The organism is Pseudomonas donghuensis, assembly GCF_000696345.2.
Lineage (GTDB): Bacteria > Pseudomonadota > Gammaproteobacteria > Pseudomonadales > Pseudomonadaceae > Aquipseudomonas > Aquipseudomonas donghuensis.
In genome coordinates, this window is the sequence record NZ_CP071706.1 from 2,336,674 (window position 1) to 2,361,477 (window position 24,804).

27 protein-coding genes are annotated in these 24,804 nt (G+C 63.3%); 13 read left to right on the forward strand and 14 right to left on the reverse strand.

All coding sequences use genetic code 11. The annotated features are described in order from the left end of the window. Positions 1–56: 56 nt before the first annotated feature. Positions 57–1,151: an alkene reductase gene (locus BV82_RS10810; RefSeq protein WP_010225364.1), complete on the reverse strand. Its 1,095-nt coding sequence runs from the start codon at positions 1,149–1,151 to the stop codon at positions 57–59. A 142-nt stretch (positions 1,152–1,293) separates the two neighbouring features. On the opposite strand from BV82_RS10810, the gene BV82_RS10815 reads away from it, so the two are divergent. The 3 genes from BV82_RS10815 to BV82_RS10825 all read left to right on the forward strand — a co-directional run bounded on the left by BV82_RS10815 (position 1,294) and on the right by BV82_RS10825 (position 4,521). Further along, a complete protein-coding gene (locus tag BV82_RS10815) occupies positions 1,294–1,884 on the forward strand; it encodes a TetR/AcrR family transcriptional regulator (RefSeq protein ID WP_010225362.1) in 591 nt (196 codons plus the stop codon). Positions 1,885–2,451: 567 nt separating this feature from the next. Beyond that, positions 2,452–3,543, forward strand: coding sequence for a DUF3616 domain-containing protein (locus BV82_RS10820; RefSeq protein ID WP_036994678.1), 1,092 nt, complete (start codon positions 2,452–2,454; stop codon positions 3,541–3,543). 117 nt (positions 3,544–3,660) lie between these two features. Then, positions 3,661–4,521: a LysR family transcriptional regulator gene (locus BV82_RS10825; RefSeq protein ID WP_036994680.1), complete on the forward strand. Its 861-nt coding sequence runs from the start codon at positions 3,661–3,663 to the stop codon at positions 4,519–4,521. Here the strand turns inward: BV82_RS10825 and BV82_RS10830 are convergent. Continuing rightward, the gene (locus BV82_RS10830) at positions 4,518–5,150 is read right to left on the reverse strand and encodes an ankyrin repeat domain-containing protein (protein WP_420831750.1); all 633 of its coding nucleotides are present in this window, start codon (positions 5,148–5,150) and stop codon (positions 4,518–4,520) included. The two genes, BV82_RS10825 and BV82_RS10830, sit on opposite strands and share 4 nt — an antisense overlap. A 128-nt stretch (positions 5,151–5,278) precedes the next feature. Here BV82_RS10830 and BV82_RS10835 point away from each other — a divergent pair, with 128 nt between their 5' ends. Further along, positions 5,279–6,154, forward strand: coding sequence for a LysR substrate-binding domain-containing protein (locus BV82_RS10835; protein WP_010225354.1), 876 nt, complete (start codon positions 5,279–5,281; stop codon positions 6,152–6,154). A 21-nt stretch (positions 6,155–6,175) separates the two neighbouring features. On the opposite strand, the gene BV82_RS10840 is transcribed toward BV82_RS10835, so the two are convergent. Continuing rightward, the gene (locus BV82_RS10840; RefSeq protein ID WP_051636741.1) at positions 6,176–7,369 is read right to left on the reverse strand and encodes a GGDEF domain-containing protein; all 1,194 of its coding nucleotides are present in this window, start codon (positions 7,367–7,369) and stop codon (positions 6,176–6,178) included. 273 nt (positions 7,370–7,642) lie between these two features. On the opposite strand from BV82_RS10840, the gene BV82_RS10845 reads away from it, so the two are divergent. Next, positions 7,643–8,476, forward strand: coding sequence for a 5'-nucleotidase, lipoprotein e(P4) family (locus BV82_RS10845; RefSeq protein ID WP_010225348.1), 834 nt, complete (start codon positions 7,643–7,645; stop codon positions 8,474–8,476). 71 nt (positions 8,477–8,547) lie between these two features. Here BV82_RS10845 and BV82_RS10850 read toward each other — a convergent pair whose 3' ends face one another. The 3 genes from BV82_RS10850 to BV82_RS10860 all read right to left on the reverse strand — a co-directional run bounded on the left by BV82_RS10850 (position 8,548) and on the right by BV82_RS10860 (position 11,489). After that, positions 8,548–9,384: a bifunctional allantoicase/(S)-ureidoglycine aminohydrolase gene (locus BV82_RS10850; RefSeq protein WP_010225345.1), complete on the reverse strand. Its 837-nt coding sequence runs from the start codon at positions 9,382–9,384 to the stop codon at positions 8,548–8,550. 97 nt (positions 9,385–9,481) lie between these two features. After that, a complete protein-coding gene (locus BV82_RS10855) occupies positions 9,482–10,681 on the reverse strand; it encodes an amidohydrolase family protein (RefSeq protein WP_100782265.1) in 1,200 nt (399 codons plus the stop codon). 121 nt (positions 10,682–10,802) lie between these two features. Then, entirely contained in the window at positions 10,803–11,489 is a 687-nt protein-coding gene (locus BV82_RS10860) for a GntR family transcriptional regulator (protein WP_026001439.1), read from the reverse strand. A gap of 572 nt (positions 11,490–12,061) precedes the next feature. Here BV82_RS10860 and BV82_RS10865 point away from each other — a divergent pair. Next, entirely contained in the window at positions 12,062–13,579 is a 1,518-nt protein-coding gene (locus BV82_RS10865) for an NCS1 family nucleobase:cation symporter-1 (RefSeq protein WP_036994684.1), read from the forward strand. 22 nt (positions 13,580–13,601) lie between these two features. Beyond that, entirely contained in the window at positions 13,602–14,330 is a 729-nt protein-coding gene (locus BV82_RS10870; RefSeq protein ID WP_010225337.1) for an aspartate/glutamate racemase family protein, read from the forward strand. A gap of 59 nt (positions 14,331–14,389) precedes the next feature. On the opposite strand, the gene BV82_RS10875 is transcribed toward BV82_RS10870, so the two are convergent. Next, positions 14,390–14,806 (reverse strand): glycine zipper domain-containing protein, encoded by a 417-nt coding sequence (locus BV82_RS10875; protein WP_026001438.1) that lies wholly within the window; start codon positions 14,804–14,806, stop codon positions 14,390–14,392. Positions 14,807–14,853: 47 nt separating this feature from the next. After that, positions 14,854–15,099, reverse strand: a complete 246-nt coding sequence (locus BV82_RS10880) for a hypothetical protein (RefSeq protein ID WP_010225335.1) — start codon at positions 15,097–15,099, stop codon at positions 14,854–14,856. 304 nt (positions 15,100–15,403) lie between these two features. On the opposite strand from BV82_RS10880, the gene BV82_RS10885 reads away from it, so the two are divergent. Continuing rightward, complete coding sequence (locus tag BV82_RS10885; RefSeq protein WP_036994686.1) at positions 15,404–16,669, forward strand: DUF4303 domain-containing protein; 1,266 nt, start codon at positions 15,404–15,406, stop codon at positions 16,667–16,669. A 418-nt stretch (positions 16,670–17,087) separates the two neighbouring features. Here the strand turns inward: BV82_RS10885 and BV82_RS10890 are convergent, their stop codons facing one another. The 3 genes from BV82_RS10890 to BV82_RS10900 are packed head-to-tail and all read right to left on the reverse strand — an operon-like array spanning position 17,088 to position 19,560. Continuing rightward, positions 17,088–17,513 carry a hypothetical protein gene (locus BV82_RS10890; RefSeq protein ID WP_036994688.1) on the reverse strand — a complete coding sequence of 142 codons (426 nt, stop codon included), beginning with the start codon at positions 17,511–17,513 and terminating at the stop codon, positions 17,088–17,090. Then, entirely contained in the window at positions 17,510–18,841 is a 1,332-nt protein-coding gene (locus tag BV82_RS10895; protein WP_010225332.1) for a sensor histidine kinase, read from the reverse strand. The genes BV82_RS10890 and BV82_RS10895 overlap by 4 nt, the downstream gene beginning before the upstream one ends. Beyond that, entirely contained in the window at positions 18,838–19,560 is a 723-nt protein-coding gene (locus BV82_RS10900) for a response regulator (RefSeq protein ID WP_010225330.1), read from the reverse strand. The genes BV82_RS10895 and BV82_RS10900 overlap by 4 nt, the downstream gene beginning before the upstream one ends. 150 nt (positions 19,561–19,710) lie before the next feature. Here BV82_RS10900 and BV82_RS10905 point away from each other — a divergent pair, with 150 nt between their 5' ends. Both BV82_RS10905 and BV82_RS10910 read left to right on the forward strand, forming a co-directional pair. Then, a complete protein-coding gene (locus BV82_RS10905; protein WP_010225328.1) occupies positions 19,711–20,022 on the forward strand; it encodes a hypothetical protein in 312 nt (103 codons plus the stop codon). A gap of 1 nt (position 20,023) precedes the next feature. Further along, positions 20,024–20,731 carry a DUF3313 domain-containing protein gene (locus BV82_RS10910; protein ID WP_036994691.1) on the forward strand — a complete coding sequence of 236 codons (708 nt, stop codon included), beginning with the start codon at positions 20,024–20,026 and terminating at the stop codon, positions 20,729–20,731. Here the strand turns inward: BV82_RS10910 and BV82_RS10915 are convergent. Continuing rightward, positions 20,703–22,532, reverse strand: a complete 1,830-nt coding sequence (locus tag BV82_RS10915) for an SLC13 family permease (RefSeq protein WP_036994693.1) — start codon at positions 22,530–22,532, stop codon at positions 20,703–20,705. The two genes, BV82_RS10910 and BV82_RS10915, sit on opposite strands and share 29 nt — an antisense overlap. Between BV82_RS10915 and BV82_RS10920 the strand changes: the two genes are divergently transcribed. Together BV82_RS10920 and BV82_RS10925 are read left to right on the forward strand one after the other, a co-directional pair. Beyond that, a complete protein-coding gene (locus BV82_RS10920; RefSeq protein WP_158467534.1) occupies positions 22,531–22,674 on the forward strand; it encodes a hypothetical protein in 144 nt (47 codons plus the stop codon). The two genes, BV82_RS10915 and BV82_RS10920, sit on opposite strands and share 2 nt — an antisense overlap. Further along, positions 22,671–23,066 carry a hypothetical protein gene (locus tag BV82_RS10925; RefSeq protein WP_036994695.1) on the forward strand — a complete coding sequence of 132 codons (396 nt, stop codon included), beginning with the start codon at positions 22,671–22,673 and terminating at the stop codon, positions 23,064–23,066. The genes BV82_RS10920 and BV82_RS10925 overlap by 4 nt, the downstream gene beginning before the upstream one ends. A gap of 1 nt (position 23,067) precedes the next feature. Here the strand turns inward: BV82_RS10925 and BV82_RS10930 are convergent, their stop codons facing one another. Next, positions 23,068–23,487: an RDD family protein gene (locus tag BV82_RS10930; RefSeq protein ID WP_010225322.1), complete on the reverse strand. Its 420-nt coding sequence runs from the start codon at positions 23,485–23,487 to the stop codon at positions 23,068–23,070. Between the two features lie 128 nt (positions 23,488–23,615). Here BV82_RS10930 and BV82_RS10935 point away from each other — a divergent pair, with 128 nt between their 5' ends. Then, positions 23,616–23,966, forward strand: coding sequence for a hypothetical protein (locus BV82_RS10935; protein ID WP_026001436.1), 351 nt, complete (start codon positions 23,616–23,618; stop codon positions 23,964–23,966). A 6-nt stretch (positions 23,967–23,972) separates the two neighbouring features. Here the strand turns inward: BV82_RS10935 and BV82_RS10940 are convergent, their stop codons facing one another. Then, positions 23,973–24,662, reverse strand: a complete 690-nt coding sequence (locus BV82_RS10940) for a YoaK family protein (RefSeq protein WP_026001435.1) — start codon at positions 24,660–24,662, stop codon at positions 23,973–23,975. Positions 24,663–24,804: the final 142 nt, after the last annotated feature.

Sequence of the window (24,804 nt, forward strand, 5' to 3'; positions counted from 1 at the left end):
TTTTCCCGTGATCGAAAAGGTGAACCCATGCCGCCGCACGCAGCATGAGCAGGTGGTTAATTGGCGCTGGAAATTTCGAGGGTCGGATAATCGATGTAGCCCTTGGCGCCGCCGCCATACAGGGTGGTGGGATCCAGCGCGTTCAGGGGCGCGCGTTGCTCCAGTCGTTCGACCAGATCCGGGTTGCTGATGAAGGGGCGGCCAAAGGCAAACAGATCGGCCTTGCCCGCGTTCAGGTGGGTGTTGGCCAAGTCGAGGTCATAACCGTTGTTGGCCAGGTAGGTGTTCTGGAAGCGGCTGCGTAGCGCATCAAAGTCGAACGGTGCGACATCACGGGGACCGCCGGTGGCGCCTTCCACCACGTGTAGATAGACGATGCCCAACGCGCTGAGTTGGTCGACGATGTAGTCGTACTGCGGCTGTGGAGCACTGCAGGAAATACCGTTGGCCGGCGAGACGGGAGAAATACGTACGCCCATGCGGTCGGCACCGATCTCCTTGGCGACTGCGGCAGTGACCTCCAGCAAGAGGCGGGCGCGGTTTTCGATAGAGCCGCCATAGGCATCGGTACGCACGTTGGCGCCGTCTTTGATGAACTGCTCGAGCAGGTAGCCGTTGGCACCATGCACCTCAACGCCATCGAACCCAGCCGCAATAGCGTTGGCCGCAGCCTGGCGGAAATCGTCGACGATGCCGGCCAGCTCATCCAGCGCCAGTGCGCGTGGTTCGGAGACATCGGCAAAACCGTTGTTAACGAAGGTCTTGGTCGCGGCGCGGATGGCCGAGGGGGCAACTGGCGCTTCGCCATTGGGCTGCAGATCGACGTGGGAAACACGGCCGACGTGCCACAGCTGTACAAAAATCCGCCCGCCCTTGTCGTGAACGGCATCGGTTACTTTTCGCCAACCGTCGATCTGCGCCTGCGTGTAGAGACCGGGTGTGTCTTGGTAGCCCTGAGCCTGCGCCGAGACCTGCGTGGCTTCGGTAATCAGCAAGCCCGCCGAGGCGCGCTGACTGTAGTAGGTAGCGGCATGCTCACTGGGAACCAGACCGGCACCGGCACGATTGCGCGTCAGCGGCGCCATCACGATACGGTTCGGGAGCGTGAGCGGCCCAAGGGTGTAGGGTTCGAAAAGGGTTTTGTCAGTCATGAGGTTACCTGCGCCGGATCGGTTTCACTAAAAGTCCATTTATGATGTTGATCGTCATCTTTACTGTCAAGAGTTTTGATGATGATCAACATCAATGTATGATGCCGGTATTTCTGATGGCCGAACCAGAGGAGTCCTGCAGATGAAAGTCAGCAAAGCGCAGGTGCAGGCAAACCGCGCGCACATTGTCCAGACGGCGTCGGTGCTGTTTCGCGAACGGGGTTACGACGGCGTGGGTATCGCCGATTTGATGGCCGCCGCAGGCTTCACCCACGGCGGGTTTTACAAGCACTTTGCGTCCAAAGCCGAGCTGCTAGCGGAGGCGGCCACCTGTGGTTTCGCACAAGGCGCCGCCAGAGCGGACGAGATGGATGGGCTGGGGTTCGTGAAGTACTACCTGTCCAGGGAACATCGCGACGCGCGGGGTGACGGCTGTACGATGGCAGCGCTGTCTGCCGACGCGGGACGCCAGCCCGAGCAGATCAAAGCGGCGTTTGCGTCTGGCCTCGAAAGCATGCTGGCGACGCTGGCGAGCAAAGCTGGCGAAGCGGACTCGGCCGAAAGCGAGTTACGTGCCCAACGCATTGTGGTGATTGCCCAAGTGGTCGGTGCACTCATGTTGTCGCGTGCTTGTCCGGATGATTCAACACTAGCCGACGAGATCCTAGAGGCCTGCTGTGCGGACGTTTTGACTAGACTTTACTCCCGCACGAAACCTTCCAGCGTCTCCTGACCACGTGTTCGGCATGGTGGAACCTGCTTGCAGACCCTGCGTCTGGAAAAGGCCAAGCACTTGCTGAAAACCACCCATCCTGGTTTCGAGGTATTCCCCCAACCGAGTGAACTACGAAAACAGCAATTCGTTCAGGCGACTTTTCTGCCAGCCTATTGGCATTTCAGCGGCGCTTTCCGCTAGCGCCTTCTTCGGCTTCCGCCGAACACGTAATCTCCACAACTGCTTTGCTCGTACGCACCGAGGCACCGAGCCTCAAGGCCTAATGAACACACCGCGCACCCTACAAAAAGCGGCTTTTGTTCGGTTCACGAACGTCCGCTACTGGCCGATTGCAGCCCTTCACGCTATGTCGTTTTTTGGCCACTCTACCCGACGGGGTGGCAGCTGCACGCGGGTAACCACGCCAGCGACCAAGGAACCCGGCACGCACGAAAACGCCCCACGCCCAGCCCCCACAACAAGAATTGCCGCAGAGTTAGACCCCTACCAATAACCTTGATTGTTAACAAACAGCCACTAGCCTATACACATCTTCGCGTAACCCCCTCAACGCAGGAGAGCCCCATGAGCAAGCCAGCCAATACCGTGATGCTGTGCTTTGATCCGGCATTTGCGTCGTTGCGCGATGGCCTTTCGGTTGCCCTGCAGATCGGCGGCACGCTGTGGCTGGCCAACGACGAAACCACCAGCCTGGAACGCCTGACGATCCAGCCCGCAGCACCCGGTGAGGCCGTGACGTGCGATGAGCACCACTCCTTCCCGCTCATGAAATACCTGCACCTGCCCATACCCGATCCAGAAGCCGAGATCGACATCGAGGGCCTGGCCTATGCCCCTGACGGGGGGTATCTCTGGATCGTCGGCTCCCATAGCCTCAAGCGCAAGAAGGCGGACGCCGACAAGTCTGCGCTGAAGAACATCAAGCGCCTGTCGACCGTAGAGGCAGACGGCAATCGCTTTCTGTTGGCGCGCCTCCCTGTGGTGCAGCAGAACGGCAGCTATGTGCTCGCCGCAAAGGTGAATGGCGATGGACGTACGGCGGCGCAGTTGCATGGCAATGCGCTCGGCAACGACCTGACCGCGGAAATTGCCAGGGACGATCAGCTACGCGACTTTCTGCGCATCCCGGGCAAAGACAACGGTTTCGACATCGAAGGGTTGGCCGTCATCGGCTCGCGCCTGTTGTTGGGGTTGCGGGGGCCGGTGCTGCGCGGCTGGACCGTGCTGCTGGAGATTGAACCCGAACTCGATGGCGACTCGACCGACACCTTGGTGCTCAAGAAGATCGGCCCGGGTGGGCGCCGCTACCGCAAGCACTTCTTCGCGCTCAACGGCCTGGGGGGGCGAGACCTGTGCAGCAGGGGCGACGACCTGCTGATTCTGGCGGGGCCGACCATGGACCTGGACGGCCCGGTCACGGTGTTCCGTTGGCGCGGCGGCTTCGCAGCCGATGAAGAGCAGGTGGTGTTTGCCGATCAATTGGAGACGGTGCTGGAGGTGCCGTTCGGCAAAGGCGACGATCATGCAGAGGGCATGTGCTTGTTCAAATCGGGTGAGGAGAGCAGGGAGCTTTTGCTGATCGTCTACGACGCTGCCGCGCAGCGTCGTAAACACGGTGACCGGAGTGTGGAAGGGGACCTGTTTACCCTCAATTAGCGGCGGCTGCGCGGGTGTGGCGGGTTATGCAGGCAGGGCACGCTTCGCCAGCGCGGTATTGAAATCGCTTTTCCCGCTACAATGTGGCTCCCTGCATCGATAAAACCGATACCCCCAATGCGCTACTCTCCAGAAGCCCTCCAAGCCTTCGTCGAAGCCGCCGCCCTGGGCTCCTTCTCCGCCGCCGCCCGCAAGCTACGCAAAAGCCAATCCACCATCAGCGCCGCAATCGCCAACCTCGAAGCCGACCTCGGCGTCACCCTGTTCGACCGCCAGGCCCGCCAACCCGTGCTGACCGAAGCCGGGCGCAAGGTACTCGGCCATGTGCAGGAGATCCTCGCCGCCAGCGAGCGCCTGGACCAACTGAGCATCCGCTTGGCGGACAAGGTCGAGCCGCGGCTGACGATCGTGTTTTCCGACATGCACCAGCTCAACCCGGACAACCGGGTGATGCAGCTGTTCGAGCAGCGCTACCAGGACATCGAGCTGGAATGCATGATCGCCGAGGCGGGTGATGTGCTGAACCTGCTGCAGAGCGGCCGCGCACATTTGGGCATGCTCGCCGCGCAACCCGGCTACCCGCCGGATGTGGCCGCCACGCGGCTGGCGGCGCAGGCGCAGATGGGGATTTTCGTGGCCAGCAATCACCCGCTGGCGCAGCTTGAGCAGCCGACCCAGGCGCATCTGGCCGGGCATCGTCAGTTGTACTTGAACACCTACACCGACAGTGTGAACAAACCCCAGGGGCGGGTGTGGTCGGCGCCGGATTATCTGATGCTGCTGGAGATGACCGAGGAGGGCTTTGGCTGGGCCGAGTTGCCGCACGGCCTGGTCAAGCAGTACGGCCATGGCCAGCTCACCGAGCTGAAACTGCGCGGCTGGCCACGGCCGATCGCGGTGGATGTGGCCTGGTCGAAGCTGACCCCGCCGGGGCCGGCGGGGTTGTGGTTGCTCGATCGTTTGCTGGAAAGCAGCTAGGCGCGGGCGCCGGCCCGTTCCAACAGCACCTGTATCTCTTTGTAGCCCCGTTGCCGCGCGTGCTGCAGTGGGGTTATGCCGTCACCATCGGCAAGGTTCACATCAGCCTCGGCCTTGATCAGCTCCCGCACGATGTCGACATGCCGCTGGCCGCCGTCGCCGAGGATGATGGCCTCGAGCAGGGCGGTCCAGTGCAGTTTGTTGACGTGATCGACGGCGACGCCTGCGGCAATCAGCAGGCGCACGGTCTCGACATGGCCGCGTTCGGCCGCCGGTATCAGCGCGGTGCCGCCGTAGCGGTTGGTGCTGCTCAGGTCGGCGCCGTGGGCCAGGGTCAGTTTGAGGATGTCGTTGTGGCCGCGGGCGCCGGCGTACAGGTAGGGGCTGTCTTCGATGGAATCCTTGGCGTTGACGTCGGCGCCGGCGTCGATCAGCACCCGGGCGGCTTCGACCTGGTTGTTGTGGGTGGCCAGCAGCAGCGGGGTACGGCCCATTTTGTCGCGGGCTTCGAGCTTGGCGCCCTGGTCGAGCAGGCTGCGTACCTGTGCTGCCTGGCCATTTTCGGCCGCGCTGCGCAGCTGGCTTTCGAGGGTGCCGCCATCGGCATTGGCGGTCAGCGATGTGAGCATGGCAAACACCACGGCAAGGTGAGTGGACAGGCGTTCAAGGAGCATGGCAGTACCTCCTGGTGGGCGATTGCTCGCAGGGTCGGGCCATGTTAAAAGTCGGGCTCCTTATTTAGAAGTTAAATAAAAGCATGTCTGTCAGTGAAAAATCGAATAGGCCGCTGTTCGACCTCGACCTGTTGCGCGCGGTGGTCATGGTCAGCGACTGCGGCAGTTTCACCACGGCGGCGGCGCGCCTGCACTCGACCCAGTCGACGGTCAGTCAGAAGGTCCGCCGGCTGGAGGAGATGGTCGGGCACAAGCTGCTCGAGCGCGGCAACCGCGACGTGCTGCCCACTGACGCCGGGCAGACGCTGCTCGGTTACGCCCGGCAGATGCTGGCCTACAACGATGAAATGCTCGAGGCGATGTCTGGCGCCACGGTGGCGGTGACCGTGCGCCTGGGCGTGCCGGAAGACTTTGCCGCCGGGCGCACCACCCATTTGCTCTCGACCTTCAACCGCAAGCACCCGCAGGTCAAGCTGGAGGTCACCAGCGGCCTGTGCCGCGACCTCAGCGCCAGCTACGACAACGGCGAGCTCGACCTGATTTTGCTCAAGCAGCGGCGCAACAGCCGTGAGGCGGTGGCCTGCTGGCCGGAGAAGCTGCAGTGGATCGACAGCGTCAAGAACCCGGCCTTCGACCAGGACCCGGTGCCGCTGGTGACCTTCCCGCCGCGCGGCCTGTACCGCGACGACATGATCGGCGCCATCGAGCGCATGGGCCGCCGCTGGCGCATCAGCTTCACCAGCTCCAGCCTCAGTGGCCTGCAGGCGGCGGTGGCCAACGGCATGGGCATCAGCCTGCTGCCGCTGCGGGCGGTTACCGCCGAGCATTTGCAGCTGACCTCAGAGCATGGCCTACCGTCGATCGATGCCATGGAGGTGGCGATCATTCATCGGCCGACCGCAGACGCCATGGTCAAGGAGCTGGCCGCGGAGCTGGCGCGCACCCTGGCGAGCGAGTAGGGACGGCGTCGATCGACCCCTTTAAAGCGTATCTGCAGGATGCCCGGTTGGCTGCCATCTAGAGGGCTGGTACAGATGCACGCGATTACGGCCCTGGCGCTTGGCGGCATACAGGGCGTTGTCGGCCTTGGACAGCAAGCGCGAAAGGTCGTGCTCGCCAGGGCCGCTGGCGCCGACGATGCCGATGCTGACGCTGAGAAAACCGGGTTCGAGCATCGGCACAGCGTAGAAGCTGTCACAGATGCGTTGCGCCACCTGCCGTGCCGTCTGTGCGTCGGTATTGGCCAGCAGGCAAGCGAACTCTTCACCACCGATACGGGCGAAGACATCCTCCTGGCACACGCTGTTGCTGGTGACTTGGGCGAAGGCGATCAGGGCCTGATCGCCGGTCTGGTGGCCGTGGGTATCGTTGAGGCGCTTGAAGTGATCCAGGTCGCACAGCAGCAAGCTCACCGGTTCGCCACGGCGGGCACAGTCGGCCAACAGCTTTTCGCCGCAGGACATGAACGCCCGGCGGTTGCCGACGCCGGTCAGCGGGTCGGCGTAGGCGGCGGCCTTGAATTTGAGCTCCGTGCGCTCGCGCACCATGGCCAGGGTCACATAGGCGATGCCGATGGCATAGAGCATCGATTCGAACAGCATGAACGAGAAGAAGCCGGTGCCGTGGCCATTGCTGGCGATTGCCTGATCCAGCGACACGCCGTGGTCGGCAACGCTGCGCACGCAGTAGAAACCGGTGTGCACCAGCATCAGCATCAGCGCCGGCAGGTAGGCGACTTCGAACTGCCGGCGGCTGCGCCACAACTCAATGATCGACAAGCTGCCATACGCCGCCACGAGCATCGAGTACACCGTCACCCGCAAGCCGAGGTCGGTGTAGAAACCCGGCATCAGCCCCCACAGTAACCAGGCCGCCGCGCCGGCCAGCATCCCCGGCAGGTGCGGCGGGCGGCCGGTAAACACGCGCATGGCGGTCCAGTTCAGTGCCGCGCCCAGCAGCAGGATAACGTTGCCCAGCACCAGGGCAATAAAGTCGGGGGCCATGCCGCGCAGGCTGATCAGGGTCACGCCGCAGGCCGCGAGCAGCAGCATGCCGCCCAGGTAGCCGAGGGTCTGCTCGCGTACGCCACGGCTCCAGGCGTGCAGGGTCAGCAGGCCCATCAGGGTGAAAATGAAAATGGCCACCAGCAACAGGGTCGGGATGCTCAACAGCAAGGGTGTCGCTTTCCGCTCAAGGCCGTGTGGTCAACCGGTCAGCACCGGTTTTCAGCGGCATGCTAGCCGAGCACCTACTACTTTGCCAGCAGCGCGCTGGCGTCAGGTCTGTGACGAACTGCGCGCTCCGGCCGCCCTTGAAGCCAGCCAAGATGTGCGGGTGCGCCACATTGTTGCGCCCGCGCGTCGTGGCGATTGTGGCCCCTGCCGGTGTGCGGTATGAGTAGCCCACTCCCGCCATCCAAGAGCGGGAGATCACAAGGAACGCCCCGAATGCCTCAGCTCAAGAACGCGATCTCCCTGGCCTTGCTGTTGCTGGCCACGCCCCTGGTCCATGCGCAGACCGCCAACCCCGACGCCGCTGTGCGCTCCAACCTGCTGGTCGATGCGGTGGCCTGGCGCCAGACCGCGGCGGAATTCCGCGCGCTGTACTACCAGGGTTTCAACGTCGCCAAGGCGCGCCTGGACCAGGCCCTGGCCAAGCAGAAGCCCGGCGACAAGAAGCCTGCGATCATTAGCGATATCGACGACACCATCCTCAGCAGCAACACCTACTGGGGCTTTCTGATCGGCCAGGACAAAGAGTTCTTCGATGACGCGGTGTGGGACCGCTGGGTCGCCGCCAATGGCCCGACCCTGACCCCGGGGGCGCTGGAGTTTCTTGACTACGCCAAGTCCCGCGGGGTGGAGATCTTCTACGTTTCGAGCCGCGACCAGGGCGACAAGACCTACGAGTACGCGCTCAACAACCTGCGCGCGCTCAAGGTACCGTACGCCGACGAAGCCCACGTGACCATCCTGCGCGAAAGCTCGAACAAGGAGCCGGCCCAGCACAAGATCGCCGAGCAGTACAACGTGCTGCTGATGCTCGGTGACAACCTCAACGATTTCGAGCGCAGCTTCTATGTCGACAAGGTCGACCAGCGTGCGCAGCTGGTGGACGCCAGCCGCAGCAAGTTCGGCGGCCAGTACATCATCTTCCCCAACCCCACCGACGGCCATTGGCTCAAGGCGATTTTTGGCGAGTCGGAGCCCGCCGATACTCCGGCCAACCGGGCGAAATTCCGCGAGGCAGCAGAGCAGGGCGCCTGGAAGCCGGCCAGCTGATTCACCGACGCCATAAACAAAAAATCCCGCAGGCCGTGTGGCCTGCGGGATTTTTCATGCAACCGTGAACCTTAGCGCTGTGGGTTGAGCACCAGGTTCATGTGACGGTTTACATCTTTGTACAGCAGGTAGCGGAACGGGCCCGGGCCGCCGGAGTAGCAAGCCTGCGGGCAGAAGGCGCGCAGCCACATGAAGTCGCCGGCTTCCACCTCGACCCAGTCCTGGTTCAGGCGGTAAACGGCTTTACCTTCGAGCACGTACAGGCCGTGTTCCATGACGTGGGTTTCAGCGAACGGAATCACGCCGCCCGGCTGGAAGGTGACGATGTTGACGTGCATGTCGTGACGCATGTCGGCCATGTCGACGAAACGGGTGGTGACCCAGGCGCCATCGGTGCCCGGCATCGGGATCGGTGCGATGTCTTTTTCGTTGGTGACGAAGGCTTCCGGCAGGGCCAGGCCTTCAACCACCTGGTAGTGCTTGCGGATCCAGTGGAAGGTGACGTTCTTGGCGCTGTTGTTGCGCAGGCTCCACTCGGCCGCTGGCGGAATGAAGGCGTAGCCGCCTTCTTTGAGGGTGTACGGCTTGCCTTGCAGGGTGATGTCGATTTCGCCTTCGACCACGAACAGCACCGCTTCGGCATTCTTGTCCAGTTCAGGACGCTCGCTGCCGCCTTCTGGTGCCACTTCGACGATGTACTGCGAGAAGGTTTCCGAGAAACCGGTCAGCGGGCGGGCGATGACCCACATGCGCATCTTGTCCCAGAACGGCAGGTGGCTGGTGACGATGTCACGCATCACGCCTTTGGGGATGACCGCGTAGGCCTCGGTGAACATGGCACGGTCGGTCAGCAGTTCGGTCTGCGCCGGATGGCCGCCGTGGGGAGCGTAGTAATTGGACTTCGACATGGAACACCTTCTGTCGTTGTTGTTCTGGGGTTTTGTGTTGCATCGCCCGTGGGCGATTGTCTTTCTCTGCGGCGCAAGCCGGCAGAAATGTGTTTGTTTAGCGGGCGCGCACCTCGAACTGCAGCGTCGGCGCTGCCGGCAGCAGCTGGCCGCGGCGCACCAGGCGCCGCTCGGCCGGTGCGGCGGCGACCGCGGCGGCGCCGTTGTCAGCCTTGAGCACGATAAAAGTCGCCTCGTTGCCGACCTTCAGACCGTAGTCGCTTTTGCCCAGCACTGCTGCACCGGCCGTGGTGGCCATGCTCAGGGCTACATTCAATTCTTCATCGCTGTAGAAGCCCGAGCGGTAGCCGATCAGCATGGCGCGCTGGAGCATGTCGGCGTTGCCGTAGGGCCACCAGGCATCGCGGATGTTGTCGTTGCCGGCGAACACGTTCACCCCGGCGGCGCGCAGGCGCAGGATCGGCGGGAAGCCATGATCGCCCGGGGCATTGGTCATGATCGCCACTCCGGCTTCGGCAAGAGTGGCGGCGGTGCGCGCCACTACCTCGTCGTCGACCTGGCCCAGGGCATAGGCATGGCTGACCGCGACGCGGCCATTGAGGCCGGCGGCACGGGTACGGGCGGCGATCCGTTGCAGTTGTTCGATACCTTGCAGGCCGGGCTCGTGCAGGTGGATATCAATCTTTACAGCATGGCGCTCGGCAATGCCGAAGACCACATCGAGCTGACCGTCGGCGTCGCCGTCGAGGGTAGTGGGGTCGATACCGCCGATCACGTCGGCGCCCTCACGGATCGCCGCATCGAGCACTTCGGCAGTGCCGGGGCAGGACATCACTCCGGCTTGCGGAAACGCCACCAGCTCGATGTCGACGATGCCGCGCCATTTCTCCCGCGCCTCCAGCACCGCCTGCAGGTTGCGCAGGCCGGTGGTGGCGTCGACGTCGACATGGCTGCGCATGGCCACGGTGCCGAACGACACCGCCTGGCGGATCAGCGCCTCGGCCCGTTCGAGCATCGGCGGGGCACTGGCCAGTTCACGCTTTTCGATGGCCAGGCGTTCACGCAGGCTGGCGGCCGGTTGATGCGGGTGCCAGCGGTCGCCGACAAAGCTCTTGTCCAGATGGATGTGACCGTCAACCAGACCTGGCAGCACCAGGTGGCCTGCCAGGTCGATGACTTCGGCACCTGCGCTGGCCGGACGTTCGCTGCCCAAGCTGACAATGCGCCCGTCGGCAACCGCGAGGTTGAGCGGGCTGCCATCGGCAGCAACAGCGTTGACGAATACACGATCGATCATTTCACAGCCCTTTGCCTACTACTGATTCACACCCTATAGAAAGACCGTACCTATCCACAAATTAAATATTGGAATCGGTTGCAGTGGATTTCTGAATGCGAACCCCGGGCCTGGCGCTGCCTCAGCCCAGCAGGTGCTTGAGCGGGTGATAGTCGGCCTTGAGCGTTTGCGTGGCCTTGAGAATCGCCTCTTCGATACCGCGCAAATGGGTGCACACCAGCTCGATGGCCGCAGCCTGATCACCGGCTTCGATGAGGCTCAGCAGGCGCAGGTGTTCGTTGCCGCGACAGGCTTCATGGCGCTCGTCATCCAGGGTCGAGGCGTACAGCGAGCCGCGCTCGATCAGCTTGCGGAACCAATCGAGCAGCACCGGGTTGTCGAGCACTTCGGCCAGGCGCAGGTGGAACTCGCCGAGCAGGTGGACGTAGCGCCCATGGTCGCCGGCGTCGGCGGCGGCTTCTTCTTCGGCAACGTGCTGGTGCAGCGGCGCGAGGATCTCGGGGTCGGCGCGTCGGCACAGCTCGGTGACAATGCCGATCTCGATCAGCCGGCGGGTTTCGAACACCGAACGGATGTCATCGTCGCTGGGCAGTGATACCCAGGCGCCTTTGTTCAGTTCGGTGGACACCAGGCCGTCGGCTTCCAGTTGCTTGAGCGCTGCGCGCACCGAGGTGCGGCTGACCTTGAACAGCTCGGCCAACGACGACTCGCCCAGCTTCATGCCGGGGCGCAGGGTGCGCTTTCTGATGGCCTCGTGAACCCCTTGGTAGACGCGCTCTACCGTCGATGCGGGGTGTTTTTCCGTCATTACCAGCTCCGATATGCCTTGACCTTATAAGCATGCCGCAAATGTGGGCTGCTGTGCACCACTGTGTAGCAGATGAACCTGTGGGAGCTGGACTTGCCAGCGATCGAGCGCGAAGCGGTCGCAATTCAGGCGCCACCTTATGTGCTGGCTGGACTGGCCTCATCGCTGGCAAGCCAGCTCCCACAGGTGATTGGGTACATATTTATATTCATGTGTGTACTTAAGTAGCTGTTGAGTGGGTACATATTCACTGGCCCGTTACCTGATTTCTCAGTTTTCTACCTCTAGCGTTTGACCGTTTGGTCAGTTTAATCAGCCGTTCAGCAGCTCATAAAAAAATATTTATCAGATAAAAATCAACGAGATATTGGCCTTTTACGACGCCGGAGGATTTTCCGCTGCCTGCCATCTGGCACACAAATTGTTCATCGATAATCGTAATACAAAAATTGTATTCAATCTTTGTATGCATCGGCGCAGGGCAGCGCCAACACTGCGGTCCCACTCTTCAAATCCAACAATAATTCGCTGCGGTACCCTCATTCAGGGGCTGCAGAAGGAGCCCGGGGAACATGCAATCGGATACTTCCAACCCGCTGCAAACCTCCTACCTGCCGCCGCAGGCCGCATCGGTCGAGCAGGGGGGGCTTAGCCCCAAGCTGCATAACGCCGACCTTGCGCCGACCAAGGTCGAAGGCCGGCGCTGGGGCGGTTACAGCATCTTTGCCTTGTGGACCAACGATGTGCACAACATCGCCAACTATTCCTTCGCCATGGGCCTGTTCGCCCTCGGCCTGTCCGGCTGGCAGATGCTCGCAGCACTGAGCATCGGTGCCGTGCTGGTGTACTTCTTCATGAACCTCTCGGGGTACATGGGGCAGAAAACCGGGGTACCGTTCCCGGTGATCAGCCGCATGAGCTTCGGCATTTATGGCGCGCAGCTGCCAGCGATCATCCGTGCGGTGATCGCCATTGCCTGGTTCGGCATCCAGACCTACCTGGCCTCGGTGGTGTTGCGGGTGCTGCTGGTGGCGGTGTCGCCCGACCTCGCACGCTTCGACCATGACACGATCCTCGGCCTGTCCAGCCTCGGCTGGGCGAGTTTTATCGCCATCTGGCTGGTGCAGCTGGTGATCCTCACCTTCGGCATGGAGATGGTGCGCAAGTACGAATCTTTCGCCGGGCCGGTGATTCTTTCCACCGTGCTGATCCTGGCGATCTGGATGTACCTGCGGGTCGACGGCCAACTGGCCTGGTCGGTCGGTGAGCCGCTGAGCGGTTGGGCCATGTGGACCCAGGTGTTTGCCGGTGGCGCGCTGTGGCTGGCGATCTACGGCACGCTGATCCTCAACTTCTGCGACTTCGCCCGCTCGGCGCCGTGCCGCAAGACCATCCGCGTCGGCAACTTCTGGGGCCTGCCGGTGAACATCCTGGTGTTTGCGGTGATCAGCTTTGTGTTGGCCGGGGCGCAGTTCAGCATCGATGGCCGGGTGATCGACAGCCCGACCCAGATCGTTGCCGCGATTCCCGACAAGACCTTCCTGGTCCTCGGTTGCCTGGCGTTTCTGATCGTCACCGTGGCGGTGAACATCATGGCCAACTTCGTTGCGCCTGCGTTCGTGCTCTCGAGCCTGGCGCCCAGCCGCCTGAACTTTCGCCGCGCCGGGCTGATCAGCGCCACCCTGGCGGTGCTGATCCTGCCCTGGAACCTCTACAACAGCCCGCTGGTGATCGTCTACTTCCTCTCCGGCCTGGGCGCGCTGCTGGGGCCGCTGTACGGGATCATCATGGTAGACTACTGGCTGATCCGCAAAGCCCAGGTGCATGTGCCTGACCTGTACAGCGAAGCGGCCAGCGGCACCTATCACTACACCCGCGGGGTCAACTACAAGGCGGTGGCCGCCCTGGTGCCCTCGGCCATCGCCGCCGTGGTGCTGTCACTGGTGCCGGCCTTCAGTGCCCTGACGCCGTTCTCCTGGTTCTTCGGCGCCGCCATCGCCGGCGGCGTGTACTACCTGATCTCTGATCGCAACAAACACTACGTGGACTGTTCCGGCGAGCACTTTGCCGTCGACAGCGCCCAGCACTGAGTTCTGCACAAGGAATACCGCAATGAGAATTTTGGTCGTCAACGTCAACACCACGGTATCGATCACCGACGCCATTGCCCGCCAGGCGCGCAGCGTGGCTTCGCCCGGCACCGAGATCGTCGGCCTGACCCCGCGTTTTGGCGCAGAATCGGTGGAGGGCAATTTTGAAAGCTACCTGGCTGCGGTGGCGGTGATGGAACGGGTACTCAGCTATGACCAGCCGTTCGATGCGGTAATCCAGGCCGGGTACGGCGAGCACGGCCGCGAAGGCCTGCAGGAGCTGCTCAATGTGCCAGTGGTGGACATCACCGAGGCGGCGGCCAGCGTCGCCATGTTGCTGGGCCATCGGTACTCGGTGGTCACCACCCTGGACCGCACCGTGCCGCTGATCGAAGACCGCCTGAAGCTGGCCGGGCTGGACAGCCGCTGCGCCTCGGTGCGCGCCAGTGGCCTGGCGGTGCTGGAGCTGGAGGAAGACCCGGAGCGGGCGATCGAGTCGGTGGTGCGTGAAGCCGAGCAGGCGGTCACGGTCGACAAGGCCGAGGTGATTTGCCTGGGCTGCGGTGGCATGGTCGGGCTGGAGGAACGGATTCAGGCGCGCACCGGGGTGCCGGTAGTGGATGGGGTGACGGCGGCGGTGGCGTTGGCAGAATCCCTGGTGCGCTTGAAGTTGAGTACGTCCAAGGTGCGCACCTATGCGACGCCGCGGCAGAAGCAGATTCTGGGGTGGCCTCGGGCGTTATTGGGATGAATCCCACAGTAAACAGCCGCTGCTGAGTAAAAAGGCCCGCAATGTGCGGGCCTTTTTACTCAGTGGTGTTTGTACTTACGCTTGTGCTTGTGTTTATGCCCACCGGAACTGTGCCGGTCGTCATCGGCAATGTTGTTGCCCAGGGCGCCACCGGCCGCGCCGCCCAGGCCGGCACCGATGGTCGAGCCGGTTCGCCCGCCCAGCTGGTTGCCAATCACCGAGCCACCGGCCGAGCCCAGGCCGCCGCCAATCGCGGCCTCGGTGCGGTTGCCCTTGCGCGCGCCCACTGCGCTACCGGCCGCGCCACCGACGCCGGCACCAATGGCCGCGCCCGTGCTGCCGCCGATCTGCTGACCGACCACGTTACCCAGCGCCCCGCCCAGGCCACCGCCGATGGCGGCAGTACCATCCCCGGCGGCCATGGCGCCCTGGGAGAGCAGGATACCCAGCGTCAATGCAGGTAATGAAATACGCATGTTTTTAGCCTCAGGTAATTCGGGAGTTAGGGGTGAAACAGGGCAGATCAATCGTCATCATCGTCGTCGTCACGGTCGCGACGGCGGTCATGGTCGTAGTTTCGGTAGCGGTCGTCATCGCGGTAGCGTTTGTAGCTGCGATGCTCGTAACCGTCGCGATCATCCCAGTCGCGGGAGTAGCGGTGGTCACGGTCGCCACGGCGGTAATCGTCGCGGTCGTAATCGTGGTAGTAGCAACCGGAGGCGGCCAGTACGCTGGCGATCACGGCGATTTGCGTCAGCTGTTTCAGCACTGAGGGTCCTTGATCCGCAGGGCGGTAGGGAAGGTAATAACTCAGACTGTGTTTCCGGGATTTTGTTTCCGCGCCAGCGTTGTAATTTGCAGCAACAAAAAAGGCCCACCGAAGTGGGCCAAACGTTCTGAAGGGAGGACGCTCAGGATAAAACCTGGCCGGTTAAGCCGTCGTTAAGGCCTTGTGCTGGTCGCCGCTAGCAACCGTGAAGTTGACAGGCACCCACACCTGGGCCAAGTTGCTCGCCTTCAAGCCTGACTTCGGTCGGGCTTTTGTTTTTTCTCGCAGGGAGGGGGGCACAAACATGGACTGGAAAGCGCTGGAAAACAGCCTGGTCGACTCGGCTCGGGCAACGCTCGAGGCGTTGCTTGCCGACGGGGTCGCCCCCCTTTACGGCGCCGCCTTTCATGCCAGCTACCGTGAAGAGGAACGGGTCATCGACCTGCCATCGTTTGCCGCCAACAGCCTGGCGGCACTGGATGAGGATCATCCCCGGCGCAAACAGCAAGGTTTCTGGGGTGTGCAGTGGAACCCGGCGGACTGGCGTTGGGACTGGTTGCTGGAGGATTACGGCAACGCTGCCCTCAATGCCTTGGATGAGCCGCTGCAGGCCTATGCCAACCGTGCCGGGCCTGATGCCTGGCAAGCCGCCGAACAGCGCTTTTTGAGGACTGTGGCGCGCGCCGCCAAGGCCTTGAACCGCATTTACGCCAGAGACCCACGGGTAGCCAAGGACTTCATTGTGTTTTTCCATGATGAATACGGCGGGCCGGAGCTGGCGGCCAAAAGCCTTTCGCCACGCCAGTTTGTGCATCATTTCCCCGAGCAGGACGCCACCGAACAGGAGCGCCGTCGTGTCGCTACGCTCGCAGAAGACCAGCAGGTCAGCTACTACCTGAACTGCCTCTCCCGCCCCCAGGCTATTGATGGTGAGGAGGCCAGCCGCTGGCTGATTGGCCGTGGCCGCAGCGCAACGGCTGCGCTGGTGCACACTTTGCAAAACGGCCCGCAGCGATGGCGGGCGGCGATGATCCTCGGCCTGGCCGGGGTCGCCGAGGCGGCGGCAATCGACGCGTTGCGCCTGCAAGTGGTCAACGGCAAAGACCCGAGCACGCGTCGCTGGAGTGCCAGCGCCCTGGGTTACCTGGGCGATTTTGACTGGTTGCTGGCGCAGGCGGCTGATGCGCAACTGGCTAACCTTTCGGTGGCTGGCTGTTGCGCCAGCCTCAGGGCTTTTCGTGATCAGGGCGCGCAGCGGCTGGTACTGGATTACCGTCCCCTCGAAACCCTGCTGCAGCGCTATCCGCAGTGCGCAACGGAAGCTGAGGAGACGATCAAGCCGGGCTCCAGTTACTGCACCATCGACACCAGCGATATTGACGAAGCCGTGCGCGGCCTGACGTCTGAGCATGTCGCCATTCGCCGCCATGCCGCCTGTGTGCTGAACAACCGGCGCCTGGGCAAGCGCAAGCTAGCAGCGGCCCTGGCCGCGCTGCAGGAATGCCTCAAAGATGCTGACCCGAAGGTGGCCTACCTGGCTGGCTTGACCCTTGAGTCGCTGCAACACTGAGACGAGCAACCTGCCTTTGTCTTGGCCGCCACTGGTCCAGCGGACACAGCTCCACTGTGGGAGCGGGCTTGAGCCGCGATGAGGCCATGTTGGCTGGATTACGACCGCTTCGCGCTCGATCGCTGGCAAGTCCAGCTCCCACAGGTTCGGTGTGTGCAGATCAATTGTGGGAGCTGGCTTGCCAGATAAGGTGGCGTCTGGATTACGACCGCTTCGCGCCCGATCGCTGGCAAGGCCAGCTCCCACAGGTTCGGTGTGTGCAGATCAATTGTGGGAGCTGGCTTGCCAGATAAGGTGGCGTCTGGATTACGACCGCTTCGCGCTCGATCGCTGGCAAGTCCAGCTCCCGCAGGTTCGGTGCATGCAGATCTATTGTGGGAGCTGGCTTGCCAGCGATGAGGCCCGCCCAGTCGACTCATCAGCCGGCGCCTGCTCGCCTGGCGCCGCAAACACCCAACCATACAAAGGACAGCAACCAGACGTAATACCCATAGGTGTATCCGGTAACGGTGAACTGACCGTCCTCGTCATACAAACTCACCAATTGCCACTGCACCGACAACCCGGCCAGCAAGGCCAGCAGGGCATAGATCAGCCTGCGTCTGGCGCTGCGGGTCCGGTACGCCGCCAGGAACAATGGGTTCGCCAGCCAGGCGAAGTAGCCGAACAGCATGACCGGCAAGCCCAGGATGGAGGCCAGAAAGCCGGAGTTGGTGGTTTGGCTGTAGACCTCGCGCAGCCAGTTGTGCTCCTCGCTGTGCACCGCGGGTAGCACCAGGCTGAGCAGGTAGAGGGCCAGCCCCAGGTCTCGCGGCTCAAGCCGTCGCGGTCGCCACTTGATCACCGTGGCAACTCGATACGCGCCACCAGGCCGCCGCCGCGGCGGTTGCTCAGCTGCAGCTCGCCGCCTTGTTCACGCACCGCCGAGCGCGCCGACGACAGCCCCAGGCCAACGCCACCGGTATCGCGGTTGCGTGAGGACTCCAGGCGAAAGAACGGCATGAACACGTCTTCCAGTGACGCGTCGGGAATGCCCGGGCCACGGTCACTGATGTCGATCACGATGGCGTGTTCGGTGCTGCTCAGCCGCACTTCGGGCTCGCGCGCATACTTCAGGGCGTTCTCCAGCAGGTTGGTCACGGCGCGTTTCAAGCCCAGCGGCCGACCGATGAAGACCAGGTTGGACGGCCCGTCGAAGGCCACATCGATGTGTTGATCGCGATAGTCGTCGATCAGGGTCTGCAGCAGTTCGGCGAGGTCGAACGGGGTGGTTTCTTCCAGCCGGGTCTCGTCACGAAAGAACCCCAGTGCCGCATTGATCATGCTCTGCATTTCATCGACATCACGGAACAGCTTGCGCTGTTGCTCCGGGTCGTCGATGAACTCGCCGCGCAAACGCATGCGCGTCAGGGGCGCGCGCAGGTCATGGGAAATGGCCGCGAGCATCTGCGTGCGTTCGGCCACGAAGTGCTGGATCTGCGCCTGCATGGTGTTGAAGGCGGTGATTGCCTGGCGCCATTCATGGGGGCCTTCAAGGCCAATGGGCGGGGCGCGAAAGTCACTGCCAAAGCGCCGCGCGGCACGGGCGAAACGCTGCAGGGGCCCGGCCAGTTGACGGGTGCCGACCCAGGCCACCAGCAGTGCGGCAACCAGCGCCAGGACGCCGATGATGGTAAAGCGCATGGCCACACTCAGGCCCCAGCTGCGGTACGGTGGGGTGAAGGCCAGCCAGCTGCCATCGTTGATCTGCATGACCAGTTTGTAATGGGCATCAGGGCTGTCTGCCGGCCAGTCGCTGGGCTGAAAGCCTTCAAGGTGTCGCGGGCTGTCGGCCAACAGGCGCTGCAGCGGCGGGGCTTCCTCCAGGGTAATTCTTGCCCCTGGACCGGGCAGTTGCAGGTCGGCGCGCTGGCGGCTCCACTGCACTTGCAGCAATGGGTTGCTGGCCGCGCTGGCCAGCGTCGGGCGCAGTTCAGGCGGCGCGGCTTCGAGGGTGCGGGTGGTCACGGCGATCTGTTCGAGCAGGCCGGTCTGGGTCAACGGCGGGCGCGCCCAGACCCCGGCCAGTTGCACGAACAATACATTGAGCACAACCGAGGTCAGCATCGCGGCGATGATGGTCAGGGCAATGCGCCGGCTGATGCTGTCGCGGCGCAGGTCGAGGCGGATCACGAGCGGCTGACCTTGGCGCTGAACAGGTAACCGCCATTGCGCACCGTGCGGATCAACTCCGGGCGCTTGCTGTCGGGTTCGATCTTGCGCCGCAAGCGGCTGACCTGCACGTCAATGCTACGGTCAAAGGCTTCATGGCCCTGGCCGCGGGCCAGGTCAATCAACTGCTCGCGGGTGAGGATGCGCTGCGGGTGTTCGAGGAATACCAGCAGCAGGTCGAACTCGCCGGCCGACAACGGCACCATGACGCCTTCAGGGGTGCGCAGCTCGCGCCGGGTGACGTCCAACTGCCAGTTGTCGAAATGAATCAGCGGGCGGCTTTCCTCGCTGCTTGGCCGCAGCTGCTCACCGGCCCGGCGCTGCACCGCACGCAGGCGGGCGAGCAGTTCGCGGGCATCGAAGGGCTTGCCCAGGTAGTCGTCGGCGCCCAGCTCCAGGCCGACGATGCGGTCGCTGAGCTCGTCCATGGCGGTGAGCATGATGATCGGGATGCCGGTGCTGGCGCGCAGCTTCTGGCACAGGCTCAGGCCGCCTTCGCCGGGCAGCATCAGGTCGAGAATGATGATGTCCGGGCGCTGCAGTTCGATGGCCGCCCACATGGCCTCGCCGTTGCCGGCCAGGTCGACTTCATAGCCGTGGCGGACAAAGAACTTCTTCAGCAGGGCACAAATTTCCAGGTCGTCATCGACAATCAGCAGTCTGCTCACGTTGCGGTCCATGGGCCGTGAAAAGTGCGTATCTAAAACCATTCTGCGCTGCCGGTCATTTATTTCAATCTCGCAACATTCCTGCAGCGCCGACACAAAGCGGACATCAGCCTGCAAAAGCCCTGGGGCACGCTGTGGCCCGTTCATTCAAGGGAGTTTTCCATGCCGGCCACACACCCGACCAACGGCTTCGACAGCAGCCAGTCGCTGACCCTCGACCTGCGTACCCAGGAACTCTGGCGCAATGCGCTGCTCAGTTACCAGGACTCGCGCCTGGGCTTGTCCAGCGACGGCAGGCACATGATCCTCAGCCACTATTTCGAGCGTTACAGCCCCACCAGCAACCAGTGGATGGAGTACAGCTACAAGATCCCCTTGGGCGAACTGGTGCACTGGATCATGAGCCAGGGCGAGCTGCACGTGGACCGCTCCACCAGCACCCCGAACCCGGCCAATGACGGTTTCGGAGGCTGAGATGCGTAAACAATTGATCGTACCGCTGCTGAGTGCCTCGCTGTTGCTGGCCGGTTGCAGCCAGAACAAGGTCAGCCCCAAGGAGTACTCGGGCTTTCTGCGCAACTATGACCAGTTGAGCGAGCACAAGACCGCCTCCGGTGACGCGGTGCTGCGCTGGGTCAGCCCCAAGCTGCGCATGGAGCGCTACAACCAGGTGTACATCGCCCCGAGCCAGTTCTACCCGATGCCCAGGGCCAGCGCGCAGATCCCCGCGGCCACGCTCAAAGCGGTCACCCAGTACTACGATGCGGCGCTCAAGCGTGAACTGGGCAAGGTCCTCAACCTGGTCGAGCAACCCGGGCCGCACACCTTGATCGTGCGCCCGGCGATCACCTCGGTGGGGGCCCATACCCAGGCGCTGCACTTCTATGAGTACCTGCCGGTGACCTTGGTGGCGGCCGGGGTCAGCAGCGCGGTGGGCATTCGCGACCTCGACAGCGTGATCGCCACCGAGGCGGCGTTCCTCGATGGCGGCAGCCGCGCGGTGGTTGCCGAAGTGGTGCGCAAGGGCACCGGCCTGCCGTTGGAGAACGACGATCAGGTGATGACCGCCGACAACCTCAAGGTGGTGCTCGATGGCTGGGCGCGGGACTGGCGGGTAGCCGCCGAAACCCTGCAGCAGCGAAAGCGCGGTGCCGTCACAGGGCAAACAGCCAAGGCACCATGATCACGCTGGCCACCATCACCAGCAGGGTGAACGGCACCCCGAGCTTGACGAAATCGCCGAAGCGATACTGGCCGGGGCCGAGCACCAGGGTGTTGACCGGCGATGACACCGGGGTCATGAACGCTGCCGAAGCCGCCAGGGCGACGATCATCGCAAAGGGGTAGGGCGAGGCACCCAGTTGCTCGGCGGTGGTCACCGCCACCGGCGCCATCAGCACCGCGGTGGCGGTGTTGGAGATGAACAGGCCGATGATTGCGGTGATGGCGAACAGGCTGGCGAGAATCACATAGGGCCCGGCGCTGCCAAGCATTTGCACCAGGCCGTGCACGGCCAGGGCGATGCCGCCGGTTTTCTGCAGGGCCAGGGCAAATGGCAGCATGCCGACGATCAGCACCAGGCTTTGCCAGTGGATGGCGCGGTAGGCGCTGTTCATGTCGATGCAGCGCCCGGCGCCCATCAGCAGGCAGCCAATCAGCGCGGCAATCACGTTGGGCACCACGCCGCTGACCATCAACCCGACCATTACCGCCAGGCTGATCAGCGCATAGGGCGCGCGATTGCCGGCCGGGGCGACATTGTCGATTTCGGCCGGCAGGCTCAGCACCAGGAAGTCCCGTGGTTGGGTCTGCAACTGGCGAATGGCTTTCCAGGTGCCGATCACCAGCAGGGTGTCGCCGAGCTTGAGCTTTTCTTCCACCAGTTGTTCTTCAATGGCGGCCTGGTCGCGGCGCAGGCCGACCACGTTGAGGCCCCAGCGGCTGCGGAAGGTCAGTTCCAGCAGGCTTTTGCCGATCAGCTGCGAGCCCGGCGGCACCGCCACTTCGGCCATGCCCACTTCCTGGGACTGGTCGATGAAGTAGGCCGCCTTGAAGTGCAGCGGTTCCAGTTGCATGCCCTGGCATAGGCTGCGCAGGTCGTCCTTGGGCGCGAACAGGTCGAGCAGCAGCACATCGCCTTCGTGCACCGTGGTGCTCGAATCGGGGCTGAGCACGCGGGTGGTGAACTTGTGCTGGCGCTCGATGCCGACCACGCTGGCGCCGTGTTCGGTGCGCAGTTTCAGCTCGCTGAGGCTATGGCCGATCAGCGGCGAGCCGGGGCGCACACGCAGGCGCCGTTCGCGGCCGGCAAGCTTGTAGTCGATGATCAGGTCGAGCAGGGTACGGCGGGTTTGCGCGCTGCCGTCCTTGCGCACTTCACCGCCCAGCCAGTGGCGGGTCAGCAGCATGTAGCCAACGCCAAGCAACAGCACCACCAGGCCGAACGGGGTAAAGCTGAAGAAGCTGAAACCGCTTTCGCCATGACGCACCAGTTCGCTGTGCACCACCACGTTGGGCGGGGTTGCCACCAGGCTGAGCATGCCACTGATCAGCCCGGCGAAAGCCAGCGGCATCATCAAGCGGCTGGGCGAGACCTTCATCCGCGCAGCGATGCTCAGCACCACCGGAATGAAGATCGCCACCACCCCGGTGGAACTCATCACCGAACCCAGCCCGGCTACGCAGACCATCAGCAACACGATCAGCCGCGCTTCGCTGTTGCCGGCGCGGTCGGCCATCCACTCGCCGATGCGGTAGGCGATGCCGGTGCGCACCAGGCCTTCGCCGATCACGAACAGGGCGGCGATCAGCACCACGTTGGGGTCGCTGAACCCGGCCAGGGCTTCCTGCACACTGAGGATGCCCAGCAGCGGCAGGGCGACGATCACCAGCAGGGCGACCACGTCCATGCGCGGCCGATTGGCGATGAACAGGGCCACGGCGGCGAACAGCAAGCCGAGCACCCAGAGCAGTTGGGGATTCATGCAATCTTCCTGGTACCTGAAGGCTGCAAGTCTGGCAGAAAATCCCCGCGTGTTTGTTGATGTGCTGCAGCGCGAGGGGCATCACCGGGTATTGGTGGTAGAGTTGCCGGCGTTTTTCATCATTCAAGGAAGAAAGGTTTGAGCCAGAACACCAGCAACTGGAAGGGCACCGCCCTGGCTTTCGGTTTGATCGGCTGCATCACGCTGATCGGCTACATCATCGACTACACCACCAAGGTCAATGTGTTCCTGATCTGGGATAACAAGGCCTTCTCCTACATTGCCATCTGCTTGAGCCTGGTGGCCCTGTCTGTGCTGGGTACCTTTCTGCTCAATCACAAGAACGCCGATACCAATGTATTCGGCAGCCTGCTGGTGTTGGTGATGGCGGGTATTTCGCAGCTGATTTTCGGTTTCGAGGCGTCCGTTTTTCTGTGCCTGGCCGGGCTGTATGTGGCCGGTGCTATCGGCCTGGCCATCGGTTTTGGCAACAAGCGCGCGATCGAAGCCGCAGAGGCCGACGAGCCGCTGTAGGTCAACCTTCGCTCAATTGCTGGCGCAGCGCCCTGAGGTCGCGGGTGTCCATTACATAGGTGCGCGCCAGCCAGTCGCCGGGCCGCTGGCAATAGCGCGACTCGGCGCACAGCCAGACCACGATCAGGCCGAAGGCTGCCTCGATCGGCCGGGTGATGCCGCGCAGCAGCGCCTGGAGCAAACTGGGGGGCTGGCCGGCACGGTTGATCACGCTCAGCCCGAGCAGCAGCTTGCCCGGTGTTTGCCCGCGCATCAGGTACTCGAACAGCGGAAAGTACAGCAGTTGCATCAGCAGCATGCCGTCTTCGCCACGGCCAAGGCCCAACAGGGCCAGGGCGAACCAGGCGCCGAAGGCGAGCAGGGTATCGAGCAACCAGGCGCCGATGCGGCGAATGATCAGGGTGGTGCGGGAGACGTGCATGGTCGGAGGCTCGCATTCCTGGTTGTAAGACACACGACTGCAGGGCGGCCGGTGCTTTATGCATCCGGGTTGTCTCTTTGACGCCAGGGCAATGCTACAGTCACGTTTTTTTTCGACGAGGATGAGTCATGCGGGTAGTAATGGCGATGGTCGCTGCAGCGTTGTTGGCCGGTTGTGCGTCTTCGGCCATGGAGGCGGCGCGCAGCCAGGCGCCCACCAAGGCCTTCAGTTCGAGCAAGGCGGCGGATGTGGTTGCCCAGTGCATCCAGTTCGGCTGGCAGGACGAGGAGGTCTTTGGCGTCGACGCCAGCGGTTACCTGGAGCCTGGCAAACAAGGCGGCTTCACCGTGTACACCCGCGAGGCCGAATCCTTTGCCGACATCCGCGCCCAGGGCGGCAGCACCGCAGTCAGCTACTACGCCAAGCACAACGACAGTGTCGCCCTGCGCCGCATGGCTGCCCTGGCCACCTGCCTGTAAGCCTGCCTAGCGGGGCATGTACCTGAGCTGCCAGCGTCGCGGGATTTTCAGCGAGAGCAAACCCAGCGTCGTCGCCAGCACGGCGCTGAACAGCAGCGCCGCCAGGTCGAAAGCCTGCTCCAGCAGCACCCCGAGCACGGCGCCGACGAACATCCCGGTCCAGGGAATCAACTGCACCCGCCAGCCTTGCCGGCGCTCGCCCAGCAGCGCCCGGCCCAGGCCACGGCCGAAGCGCGAGAGGGCGCCGGTGACGTAGGTGAGGCCGATCGGCAGGCCGTTCACTTCCTCGACCACGGCGTTGATCATGCCCATGGCGGCGACTGCCGACACCAGGGCCGGCAGTTGCAGCGTGCTCGGCAGCAACGCCGCCAGTGCCAGCAGCGCGGCGATGACCAGCAACAATGGGCATGGGCGGCGACCGCTCAGGCCCGCAATCACCACCCCCAGGGCGTTGCCCACGACAAAGGCCAGCAGCACGGCAGCGATGCGCAGGGTCGGCCCCAGCTCGCCGTCGCCCAGCGATACTGCCAGGCGTGTGGTGTTGCCGCTCATGAACGAAACGAAATCGCCGGTGGCCATGAAGCCAATGGCGTCGGTCATGCCGGCCAGCACCGACAGCGCGGCGACAAAGTACAGACCGACCTTGCCGCGCAACCGGGCGGCTCTGGCAGACGAGGAGGTAGAACCTGGCAGCATCCTTGGCGCTCCCGATAGGCGATGAGTGGGGTTAGCGTTGTTGCCTCAGCCGTGCTTCGAGTCCGGCAATGGCAGGGTGTTCGGACCGGGAGCCAAGCGCCTGCCAGTATACATAAGCTGTCAACTTCGGGTTTGCCCAGCG

Bases quoted from the DNA above. Each gene is read 5' to 3' on its own strand.
- BV82_RS10810 (WP_010225364.1), bottom strand. From the start codon at position 1,151: ATGACTGACAAAACCCTTTTCGAACCCTACACCCTTGGGCCGCTCACG.
- BV82_RS10815 (WP_010225362.1), top strand. From the start codon at position 1,294: ATGAAAGTCAGCAAAGCGCAGGTGCAGGCAAACCGCGCGCACATTGTC.
- BV82_RS10820 (WP_036994678.1), top strand. From the start codon at position 2,452: ATGAGCAAGCCAGCCAATACCGTGATGCTGTGCTTTGATCCGGCATTT.
- BV82_RS10825 (WP_036994680.1), top strand. From the start codon at position 3,661: ATGCGCTACTCTCCAGAAGCCCTCCAAGCCTTCGTCGAAGCCGCCGCC.
- BV82_RS10830 (WP_420831750.1), bottom strand. From the start codon at position 5,150: ATGCTCACATCGCTGACCGCCAATGCCGATGGCGGCACCCTCGAAAGC.
- BV82_RS10835 (WP_010225354.1), top strand. From the start codon at position 5,279: ATGTCTGTCAGTGAAAAATCGAATAGGCCGCTGTTCGACCTCGACCTG.
- BV82_RS10845 (WP_010225348.1), top strand. From the start codon at position 7,643: ATGCCTCAGCTCAAGAACGCGATCTCCCTGGCCTTGCTGTTGCTGGCC.
- BV82_RS10850 (WP_010225345.1), bottom strand. From the start codon at position 9,384: ATGTCGAAGTCCAATTACTACGCTCCCCACGGCGGCCATCCGGCGCAG.
- BV82_RS10855 (WP_100782265.1), bottom strand. From the start codon at position 10,681: ATGATCGATCGTGTATTCGTCAACGCTGTTGCTGCCGATGGCAGCCCG.
- BV82_RS10860 (WP_026001439.1), bottom strand. From the start codon at position 11,489: ATGACGGAAAAACACCCCGCATCGACGGTAGAGCGCGTCTACCAAGGG.
- BV82_RS10865 (WP_036994684.1), top strand. From the start codon at position 12,062: ATGCAATCGGATACTTCCAACCCGCTGCAAACCTCCTACCTGCCGCCG.
- BV82_RS10870 (WP_010225337.1), top strand. From the start codon at position 13,602: ATGAGAATTTTGGTCGTCAACGTCAACACCACGGTATCGATCACCGAC.
- BV82_RS10875 (WP_026001438.1), bottom strand. From the start codon at position 14,806: ATGCGTATTTCATTACCTGCATTGACGCTGGGTATCCTGCTCTCCCAG.
- BV82_RS10885 (WP_036994686.1), top strand. From the start codon at position 15,404: ATGGACTGGAAAGCGCTGGAAAACAGCCTGGTCGACTCGGCTCGGGCA.
- BV82_RS10900 (WP_010225330.1), bottom strand. From the start codon at position 19,560: ATGGACCGCAACGTGAGCAGACTGCTGATTGTCGATGACGACCTGGAA.
- BV82_RS10905 (WP_010225328.1), top strand. From the start codon at position 19,711: ATGCCGGCCACACACCCGACCAACGGCTTCGACAGCAGCCAGTCGCTG.
- BV82_RS10910 (WP_036994691.1), top strand. From the start codon at position 20,024: ATGCGTAAACAATTGATCGTACCGCTGCTGAGTGCCTCGCTGTTGCTG.
- BV82_RS10920 (WP_158467534.1), top strand. From the start codon at position 22,531: ATGCAATCTTCCTGGTACCTGAAGGCTGCAAGTCTGGCAGAAAATCCC.
- BV82_RS10915 (WP_036994693.1), bottom strand. From the start codon at position 22,532: ATGAATCCCCAACTGCTCTGGGTGCTCGGCTTGCTGTTCGCCGCCGTG.
- BV82_RS10930 (WP_010225322.1), bottom strand. From the start codon at position 23,487: ATGCACGTCTCCCGCACCACCCTGATCATTCGCCGCATCGGCGCCTGG.
- BV82_RS10935 (WP_026001436.1), top strand. From the start codon at position 23,616: ATGCGGGTAGTAATGGCGATGGTCGCTGCAGCGTTGTTGGCCGGTTGT.
- BV82_RS10940 (WP_026001435.1), bottom strand. From the start codon at position 24,662: ATGCTGCCAGGTTCTACCTCCTCGTCTGCCAGAGCCGCCCGGTTGCGC.